The 8,931-nt window shown below is 43.1% G+C and carries 6 protein-coding genes and 2 pseudogenes; 2 read left to right on the top strand and 6 right to left on the bottom strand.

Translation table 11 applies throughout. From position 1 onward, the window contains the following. Positions 1 to 267 precede the first annotated feature (267 nt). The 3 genes and pseudogenes from O9324_RS13775 to O9324_RS13765 form a co-directional block, all read right to left on the bottom strand. Positions 268 to 438, bottom strand: a pseudogene (locus O9324_RS13775) (M15 family metallopeptidase); the annotation flags it as partial. A gap of 342 nt (positions 439 to 780) precedes the next feature. After that, on the bottom strand, positions 781 to 1,575 hold the full coding sequence (locus O9324_RS13770) for a peptidoglycan-binding protein (protein ID WP_288140470.1): 795 nt from the start codon (positions 1,573 to 1,575) through the stop codon (positions 781 to 783). 466 nt (positions 1,576 to 2,041) lie between these two features. After that, positions 2,042 to 2,896 carry a universal stress protein gene (locus tag O9324_RS13765; RefSeq protein ID WP_002770041.1) on the bottom strand — a complete coding sequence of 285 codons (855 nt, stop codon included), beginning with the start codon at positions 2,894 to 2,896 and terminating at the stop codon, positions 2,042 to 2,044. A 619-nt stretch (positions 2,897 to 3,515) separates the two neighbouring features. Here O9324_RS13765 and O9324_RS13760 point away from each other — a divergent pair. Next, positions 3,516 to 4,493 carry an alpha/beta fold hydrolase gene (locus O9324_RS13760; RefSeq protein WP_288140469.1) on the top strand — a complete coding sequence of 326 codons (978 nt, stop codon included), beginning with the start codon at positions 3,516 to 3,518 and terminating at the stop codon, positions 4,491 to 4,493. Between the two features lie 393 nt (positions 4,494 to 4,886). On the opposite strand, the gene O9324_RS13755 is transcribed toward O9324_RS13760, so the two are convergent. Together O9324_RS13755 and O9324_RS13750 are read right to left on the bottom strand one after the other, a co-directional pair. Continuing rightward, positions 4,887 to 5,936 carry an alpha/beta hydrolase gene (locus O9324_RS13755; RefSeq protein ID WP_288140468.1) on the bottom strand — a complete coding sequence of 350 codons (1,050 nt, stop codon included), beginning with the start codon at positions 5,934 to 5,936 and terminating at the stop codon, positions 4,887 to 4,889. Positions 5,937 to 6,759: 823 nt separating this feature from the next. Then, positions 6,760 to 7,404 carry a hypothetical protein gene (locus tag O9324_RS13750; RefSeq protein WP_288140467.1) on the bottom strand — a complete coding sequence of 215 codons (645 nt, stop codon included), beginning with the start codon at positions 7,402 to 7,404 and terminating at the stop codon, positions 6,760 to 6,762. A gap of 102 nt (positions 7,405 to 7,506) precedes the next feature. Here O9324_RS13750 and mnmA point away from each other — a divergent pair, with 102 nt between their 5' ends. After that, a complete protein-coding gene (gene mnmA / locus O9324_RS13745; RefSeq protein ID WP_008201212.1) occupies positions 7,507 to 8,565 on the top strand; it encodes a tRNA 2-thiouridine(34) synthase MnmA in 1,059 nt (352 codons plus the stop codon). Positions 8,566 to 8,654: 89 nt separating this feature from the next. Here mnmA and O9324_RS13740 read toward each other — a convergent pair. After that, a pseudogene (locus O9324_RS13740) lies at positions 8,655 to 8,780 on the bottom strand (phycobilisome rod-core linker polypeptide); the annotation flags it as partial. Positions 8,781 to 8,931: the final 151 nt, after the last annotated feature.

Genomic DNA, 8,931 nt, shown 5'->3' with positions numbered 1-8,931 from the left:
TAAATCCTTATCTGACAAGAGACTTAATTGATTAGTTCGCTCTAGAGCAAAAACAATTGACAAAAATCGCTAAATGCCTTTCTCTATAAGGGTTCCATCCCTTATAACCCCCGTCAATTGCATAACACAAACCGAAGAGCCACGATTGCTATTTTCTGCTGAAATTCCAGGCTGTGTTAATCCCGTTAAATCTTTTTGGATAATGGCAAGTTTTTGTTTCCATGTAGTGGGATCATGAATATTTAGACCATCATCTATATGAACTGGATCACCAAAATCTCCACCCCAACGTAAAACAGGGTGGTTGCGAATAGCAGTAATAAAAGCTTGAATGGCCGACGGTAGTGTGCTGAAATTAGCCAATTTTTTGTCGTTAAATAAGGTACCACCATGTTGAATGTTCATATCAATAGCATGACCAACAAAGTGATTGGACATTTTGGCAGGCTGGAAAACGGCTCCACCGACAGGGACTCCCAGGGGACGAGTTGAGCTAGTAACAAAAATTTGAATTCCGTTGGTTGTTGCAAATTTGTTGATTGTATCGAGATGAGGGATAAATTCAATATCAGCTAAAACAAGCTTGCCGATAAATTGAGAACCAGTAAAAGTTTTGAGTTCGGTAGCCAGATTAAGTATTTTTTCAGAATAAGTTAAGGTTAATTCGTAACTACAAATTTTAGAAAGGTTTTCTAGATTAAATTGAGGGAAATAAGCTCAAATAATTATCTAAAAACTTTCGAGTTTATTGCTGTTCAATTTAACCTTTACCGGTGAGAATTAAGCGATTAGACTGTTTCCTGTATTAAACACTGCTACGAAACGCTCAATTCCATGAGTTCCCCCATTGACTGCTTTTCGAGCTGTTTTTAGATCGTTATCTAATAAAGCTTCTCGAATCTGGCGTTCTTTATTTTTGAGAAAACGAGCCAAAATTTTGGATGCAATAACGGAATCATTGGCTCTGTCTGGGTTATTGACTAAATCTACTCCGATTTGCGAGCCAATTTGAGTATAGTTAGCGCGTCCTGTCAATTGGATAAATCCACGTCCTTTGAAACTATTTCCATCAGGATTCCCCTTGTTTCCCAAGTCCTTACGGTTATCGTAGAGACCAAAAGGAGTTCCACCCGGAGCAGTATTAAACCTCGATTTGAACTCACTAATTGGCTCAAATCCCTCAGTTTCGGCGCGAATAGTTCCTATTGCCATTAAGATCATGTCGCGATCATCTAAATCAAGTTCTTTTAGAGCAGATAAAATGTTTGGGAGGTGAGTCTTAATGTTTCCAATAGGACTATTGGGAGACATCTTAGAAACTACAGCTACTGTAAATTGAGCCGTTGCGTCGCGCCGCTTGTCCTCTTTTAATACGTCTAACCCTAATGCGCTGAGAGTCTTTGGGCCTGCCTTCCCATCGGGCAGTAAACCTTCACTTTTTTGAAAAGCAATAACAGCCGCTTCAGTTGCATGGCCAAAATCCCCATCTACGTTACCAGGATCAAAGCCTTTATTTTTTAGGGCTTGTTGAAGCGCTTCAACTCTTTCCCCTTTGTTACCTTCTATAAGGATCACCGTTTTGCCTTGAATATAAAATAGGTCGGTCTAATCATACAATGCACAAGAAACAACACTTATCTTTTGTAATATTTTTTAACATATATCAATGTATCTTAGTGCATTTTGATGTATTTTTAGGGATCATGGCAGGTTCTTGTTAGACGATTGTCTGAACAATAGACCTCGATCTAATATTATCTCAAGACTAAAAGTCTCTCTAGTTAAGGAATCTAACTGAATAAAAATGATTTTAATTGCCTCATATTTTTTCAGTAAAATTGAATTAGCAACGATAAATATACATTCTAGGCATTGAACCATTTGGTTAGTACACAGGACAAAGGTAAGCTGTGACTAGGTTGTAATTTTTGGAGATGTCTAATGGCTGGATTTGTCAGGCTTTCTCACCCAAAATTGCCCTTTTTTGAACCACGCCCATTTTTTACCCACACCATCCCCAGACGATGTGGGCTAAATCGGGCTAAATCCCTTCTTTTCTAGCTAAAAGGACGGGACAATTGACATTAACCCGCACATAATCCGAGAGGGAAGTACCGAGAAGGCGATCGAGATCTGGTAAACTCTTAGCCACGGAAGGACGGCGATCGGGCGACCCCAACAGTAAGAGATCCACATTATAATCATCGACGAGTTTGCACAGTTGTTCCCCCGGTTTACCCCCCGTCACCACGCAGCGATGGGGTATATTCATCCGCTTTACTTTTGCTACTGCTGGCCCTAAAATCGGGTTTTCTTCCATTTCTTTGGGAGAAGTGGGGGCAAATTCCGGTTTTAAGTCGGGGTTGACGCGGGCCAGAATTAACTCTGCTGAAGGATAATCCCGCAGGAGATAAATAGCCAGATCGAGAGCTAAATCAGCAGAGCTAGACTTATCGAGAGCCACCATCACCTTTTTGATTTTTTTGACGTAAATATCGTCTTTTACCAATAACATCGGGTGATTAGTCAGTTGAAAGACGTATTGACTGACGGAATTTTCTAGAATTGCCTCCAGTCGCTTCAGTCCTCGGGAACCCATCAGGATCAAATCGGCCCCGATTTCGTCGGCAACTTGACAGACGGTATCTTTGGGATCCCCTTGCCGCAGAATCGTGGAGACTTTGCTGGGTTCAATTTTGACTTCTTGCAGGATTTTAGTCAGCATTTGGGTTCCTTCCTCCCATTTACTGGCCAGGGCTTCGGTGGTAATCTGAGGGGGAACAACCCGGAGAATGGTAATCGACGCTTTCCGGATAGCCGGGAGATCCATCAATGCTTGTAGCATTTCTTGGGTTTGACCTGCGCCGGAATCAGCGTATAGTATTTTCTCTAGCATAAGATTAAACTCGGTCTATGATCTTAATGGTTTTCGCTAATTTTCAGCATACTGCTAATGTTGTTCTCGAAATTTAACAACTTATTAAGCGCTTTTTCTTAGGTAAATGCGATGCCGAAGGCACTGCGTAGCAGCTCGCATTTGAGGATATTTTAAGTATTTATGCTTAATTGACTAGAAATACGGCTCTCTTATTCTTTGCGTGATAAGTTTAACTTATATAGTAGCGATCGATCTTTGTGTCCTTTGTGTCTCTGTGGTTCGTTCCACTCACTCGCCCGCAAAACTGTATCTTAGAATACATTTTACCCGCCAAACTGGGGAGAGCCGAAATCCTTGGCTCAAAATCATCGTGTCAAGCGTTCGTTTGTATTATATTTTGCCTGTAATGCTGGCGCTCTCTTTTAATCACAGCTAAATCGACCATTTAATACTAAATCTGGTTATTAAAGACTGATTATTTATTCCCCTTTTTGCATGAGTGCATGAGTAGAAAACGGGTTTCTCGGAGAAACCCGTTTTCTGTGCGTTACTCAACGGATTTAGTATAATTGATGATTATTCATTCTTAATTGTCCAGCAACCACGAGAATTTTTTATTTTTACAAGAGGTCTAGTTATGTCTTTATCAATTCGGGTAATTATCCTAGTAGCGACGACAGTTTATCAGACGTTATCTGTTTGGTTAGAAGAACAAAAAGCACCTCCGGGTAATTTGGTTAATCTGGGTAAATATCGCCTACATTTTTGTCTAGTGGGAGAGGCTAGTCCCACTATTATTATTGACCATAGTTTAGGGGGAATTGAGGGATATTTTTTGATAGAAGAATTGTCACAATTAGCTAGGGTTTGTATTTATGATCGAGCGGGTTATGGTTGGAGCGATTCTAGTCCATATCCCCGGACTAGCTACCAAATTGTTCAGGAATTAGATCAATTACTCACCCAAGCAAAAATAGAACCGCCTTATATTTTAATTGGTGATTCTTTTGGCAGTTATAATGTTCGACTATATGCCCATCTGTTCCCAGAAAAAGTAGTAGGTTTGGTACTCACCGATGGTTTACACGAGAAAAGAATGCTGAAAATGTCGCCAGCATTAAAGGCATTAAAATTATTTTTCATCTCTGGATTTTTGATGTCGATTATCGGCTCAATTTTAGGCATTATTCGAGTTCTGAGAGTTCTGGGAGTTTTTGAATTATTAAAACCAGAATTGCGTCGCTTTTCCCCAGATTCTCGTCATCGAGTTAAGCGTTCTTTCTGTCGCGCTAAACACTGGATGACGATGAGTAGAGAAATGCTTAATCTCGACCAAAGCGCTCGTCAGGTAAGTGAGGCTAACAATTTCGGTAATTTACCGATAGTTAGTATTAAAGCTAATTCTTTTTTTAAACCTTCCCTTTGGACTCGCTTTATTCCCCTCAAAAGTGCCAACCAACTCCGGGAGGAGATGCACCTAGAATTAGGCAAGTTATCTGGAGATTTTATGGAAATACAAGCGGATAAAAGTAGTCATTTTGTCTGGATGGATCAACCGGATGTGATGATCGATGCGGTCAAAATTTTGCTTGACAAAATTAACTCTGTGTGCTAAGTAATTACTCACCGTTCGCTCATTTCTCGAACCGAAAATTTGGTAAATTGTCTTAAGTGCAGTCTGGCAAACGCATTGAGTGTTCTACTCAGATATTTGTTAGTACAAAAAGACCATTTTGAGGTTAACGAATTGATTGGGGTTTGAGCGAGCCAATTGGAGATCGCACTCTCGACACTGTTCTACCTACCTTATTCGCTAAAAAGCATACAGTATAAAGGTAACAGCAATTTTAAAACCCTTCCCTTAAAAAATTAAGCGAACAATGAGTTGTGACACTTAGACTGCGGAGTATGGGACTTCTGCTGACGCTAAGATAAAGTCAAATCTCCCAATCACTTTAAAACCTTTGTGATAGGCGTTTGCATTTTAGGGCAGTAAATTAAACCTGACTCATTCTAGGAGTCGATAGCGATTAGTTTCAGCGACGTATTTCCGACCTGGAATTTCATCGGGGGGAATTTGATTGCGTAGCACTAGACGCATATCCCTGACAACCCGGGGGACATTCAGATAATAGCCATGCTCTGAAGGATCTGTAAAACTAGATACCACGCGGGTACAATCGATCGGATAGACATTGCGAGGAAGTTGTCGCGGCTGGATTGGACCGTCTGTCCCCAGACGGGCGGTATTGCCTTTAAGCTTATCACTGGCCCAGAGAGCGAGGTCGTTGCGGTTGAAATAGACACTTGTCCGGCGCGTGATGCGGGGCAGAGAAAACAATTTGTAGTCGAGATCGAAAGCATCATCATCCTCATCAGCTGCCATCATCAGAACCTGATCGAACAGTCTGGGCAGTTGGTTGCCGACTTGCCTTCTCAATTCCTGTAAAGCATGGCGCAAGACATAATTGCCCATGCTGTGGGCAGTGAGATGAAGTCTCTGTTGGCACCGCGCCTCAGTCTGATTAATGAAATCGGCAACTTTGAGGAAGCCGCGGGCAAATGCCGCCCCAGAAGCGGCAGCATCCAGGCGATCATTCTTGTAAGCGATCGCATTGGCGGCTCTCGGATCGGAAAACAGAAGCGCACCGTCTGAAGGCCAGGAAAACAAACATATATTCAATTTGAGGGGAGGCTCGGTATCGCCAGGGTCTCTGGCAGTCAACACTTGGTGCAGTTGAGCTGCAGCCGTTAGAGCGCTCCGAAATGAAACGTTGAAGCCGTGAATGAAGATCAATGTATCTTCCGCATTCTCGATCATCTGTTTGCGGACTTGCAGGGCGATCGCCTGACTGCCCAAAACGGGCGGATCACCCAGCAGATTTTCTGGGGCAACTTGGATTTGATACTGAGAAAAGTTCTCACCCGTTACCTCGGCTTTTCCAAAACGCAAGTTAGCCAGTCCATCCTGACTAAAGGTACTCCCGAAGTCAAAACCCGCCTCTAAATCATTTGAGGTAACTAGGTTGCGGTTTGTAGCAAAGTAAATCGTCGTCATCCAAAATCTCCATATTTTCTTCGGTTTTTTGGGAACAGGATAGGCTAAACCACTTTAGCCCATTGCCCCTCCTCTTTTCCCTGTCTAATCCCGTGTTCAACTATATTTTTAGTCTTGATTTACAAGGCTCTCAGAAATCAGCACAGATAAAGCATCCTCGGGAACCTTGATTCTGTAGTTTTTAGTTGCACATCGGGTTATCTAACAATTTTACTTCCCCTTTGCGCGGGTAGTTTTGCCAACTTTAAGGTAAGTAGAACAGTGCCGAAAGTGCAATCGCCAATGGGTTCGCTCAAACCCTAATCAATTCGTTAACCTCAAAGTGGTCTTTTTGTACTAAAAAATATCCGAGTAGAACAATCAATGCGTTTGCTAGACTGCATTTGAGACAATTTACCAAATTTTCGGTTCGAGAAATGGCTCTCTTGGGTTTGGTGGGTAAAATGTATTCTAAGATACCTTCGTCCTAGCGAGGGGGTGGAACGAACCACAAAGACACAAAGGACACAAAGATTGATCGATCATATTGTAAGTAAAACTTATCACACAGAACCTAGAAGAGCCGAGAAATGAACGAACGGTGAGTTAATAGGGTAAAATTAACTTCTTGGTTAGGATGGACGAGAGGCAAGAGATTCGATCGAGATTAGCTGAAATCCTAGAGACTTATTGCCTAATTAGGGTTTGCTGAATAAATCTAAAAACCTTGTTGGACAAAACTTTTAGACTTTTTTGCTATCAAAAAGTGTCAGCCATTGGAGTGAACGGGGGGAGAATAAAACCCTACACCCTACACCCCACCAACAGACTATTTCAGTAAACCCTAATTATTGAGGGTAATAATCTGAGCGCTAAAACCCTGTTTAGTCAACTCTTGTACCCGTTGTTTAGCTTGGTATTGTTGCTGAAATAACCCCACTTGAATAACATTTTCTCCCGCGCGGATAAATGCGAGGGGTTCAATTTCTCTAATTTTCGCCAACGCTGCTGCACTATTACTCTGAACTTCAACGCGAAAGAGTTGATTAGTCGCAATAACCCGCTGCTGTGGTGGAGGAGAAGGGGGTTTATTGGCGCGATTTTGCGGTGTGGGGGCTGGTGGATTGACAGTTTGAGGATTATGATTATTAATCACCGTAGCATTGGCAGGACGCACGGTAGCGGGGGCTTGAAAAACGTATTCTCTGAGGGGTTGATTACCGGAAACTGGGGCAGTCTCCGGGGTGCGAACTGATGGAGAATTAACCGGGGGCAAATTTAAGGGTGAACATTGGGAACAATTAGCACCACTGGGACTGTCTGAACGTTTAGTTGGTTGTCTCACCGCTGGTGGTGGGGGCAAACGACGACTAGGATAAACATTCTGGGCAAAAGATAAGTCTGCTTTTAGCAGCAGCGTTCCTTGGGCGATTATCCCGACTTTTAACCAAAATAGGCCCGAGAAAAACAGTAGGTTTGTTCTCATCATACTAGCTTGTCCTCACACGAGATTTGGGTACACCATGTCCAAATTTTAAAGTAGGAGATGCTAGTCTAGAAAGTATATTGGTTAAAAATCATTACAAGATTTATGGGAAAAGTTGTTGTCGGTCTATCGGGGGGAGTAGATAGCTCTGTCGCCGCTGCCGCCTTACACGCTCAAGGTTATGATGTTATTGGCTTGACCCTGTGGTTAATGAAGGGTAAAGGTCAATGCTGCTCCGAGGGGATGGTAGATGCGGCCTTTATTTGTGAGCAGCTGGGTGTTCCCCATCATATCGTCGATAGTCGCGAGCTTTTCCAAAAAGAAATTATTGATTATCTGGTTTCCGGTTACGAAGCGGGAATCACACCGCTCCCCTGTTCTCAGTGCAATAAAGCGGTAAAATTTAGCCCGATGCTGCATTATGCTAGGGAAACCTTGCAAACGGATACTATTGCCACCGGTCACTACGCTAGAATTCGTTTTTCTCCCGAAAATAACCGTTATCAACTGCTGCGCGCCGTCGATAAAAATAAAGATCAATCCTATTTTCTCTATGATCTAACTCAAGATGTACTGCGTGGGACTTTATTTCCCTTGGGAGAACAAACCAAGGCAGAAACCCGCAGAATTGCCCAGGAATTCGGCTTAAAAACAGCAGATAAACCCGATAGTCAGGATTTGTGCTTGATTGAAGCTCACGGAACGATGCGATCGTTCTTGGATAAGTATATCGCCGTTAGTGAGGGCGATATCGTCGATCTCGATGGCAAAGTTTTGGGTAAACATAGCGGTATCCATCATTATACGATCGGACAACGCAAAGGCATCGGCATCGCCGCCGCCGAACCTCTCTATGTGGTAAAACTTGATCCCGTCATGAATCGGGTTATCGTCGGTAATCGCGAAAGTGCCGTTAGTGCCGCTTGTCTTGTCGGACGGATGAACTGGGTTTCTATTGCTGAACCCACCACCCCTATCCGCGCTCAAGTACAGGTCCGTTATCGTTCTCCGGCTGTTCCCGTCAATGTTATTCCCCTAGAAAATAATCAAGTGAAGCTGGTTTTCGATGAACCACAATTTAGTATCACCCCAGGCCAAGCAGCCGTGATTTATGAAGGGGAAATCGTCCTCGGTGGGGGGATTATCTCAGGAGCAACCCCATAGGGAGAGCCACCAATTCACAGGATAACCTGATTATGGTTCGCAGGTCATTCTGCCAATTAGGGACTCTCCCTGGCAGGTTTAGCTAAAAATTAACGACGGGGTACAGAAGCCTCGATGTTAATATTCATAGCGGAGACTCTTGGTACAGGATTGCCTTTGGCGCTACCGAGACCCCGGGCCATAGCCAAGAAGCTGGAAGGATCGCCAGCTTTGGGTTATGGTAAATATTTTGACATCCTCGCCGCCCTAAAAGTGCGGCGATTCCTAAACCTCACGATTTAAGTTTCTGCTTCCACCACCGTCGCATACCACAGTTAAAAAACCATGTACTGTCTTACACAGAGTCCACAGACTTTCGCCCCATTT

It is taken from the genome of Microcystis sp. LE19-84.1B (assembly GCF_027531875.1).
Classification (GTDB): domain Bacteria; phylum Cyanobacteriota; class Cyanobacteriia; order Cyanobacteriales; family Microcystaceae; genus Microcystis; species Microcystis panniformis.
The sequence above is the reverse complement of the archived record's forward strand: the minus strand, read 5'-3'. Positions and strand labels throughout refer to the sequence as shown.

What these genes read in the sequence shown, in the direction of transcription:
- O9324_RS13755 (WP_288140468.1), bottom strand. Translation starts at nt 5,936, where the DNA reads ATGACGACGATTTACTTTGCTACAAACCGCAACCTAGTTACCTCAAAT.
- O9324_RS13750 (WP_288140467.1), bottom strand. Translation starts at nt 7,404, where the DNA reads ATGATGAGAACAAACCTACTGTTTTTCTCGGGCCTATTTTGGTTAAAA.
- mnmA (WP_008201212.1), top strand. Translation starts at nt 7,507, where the DNA reads ATGGGAAAAGTTGTTGTCGGTCTATCGGGGGGAGTAGATAGCTCTGTC.
- O9324_RS13765 (WP_002770041.1), bottom strand. Translation starts at nt 2,896, where the DNA reads ATGCTAGAGAAAATACTATACGCTGATTCCGGCGCAGGTCAAACCCAA.
- O9324_RS13760 (WP_288140469.1), top strand. Translation starts at nt 3,516, where the DNA reads ATGTCTTTATCAATTCGGGTAATTATCCTAGTAGCGACGACAGTTTAT.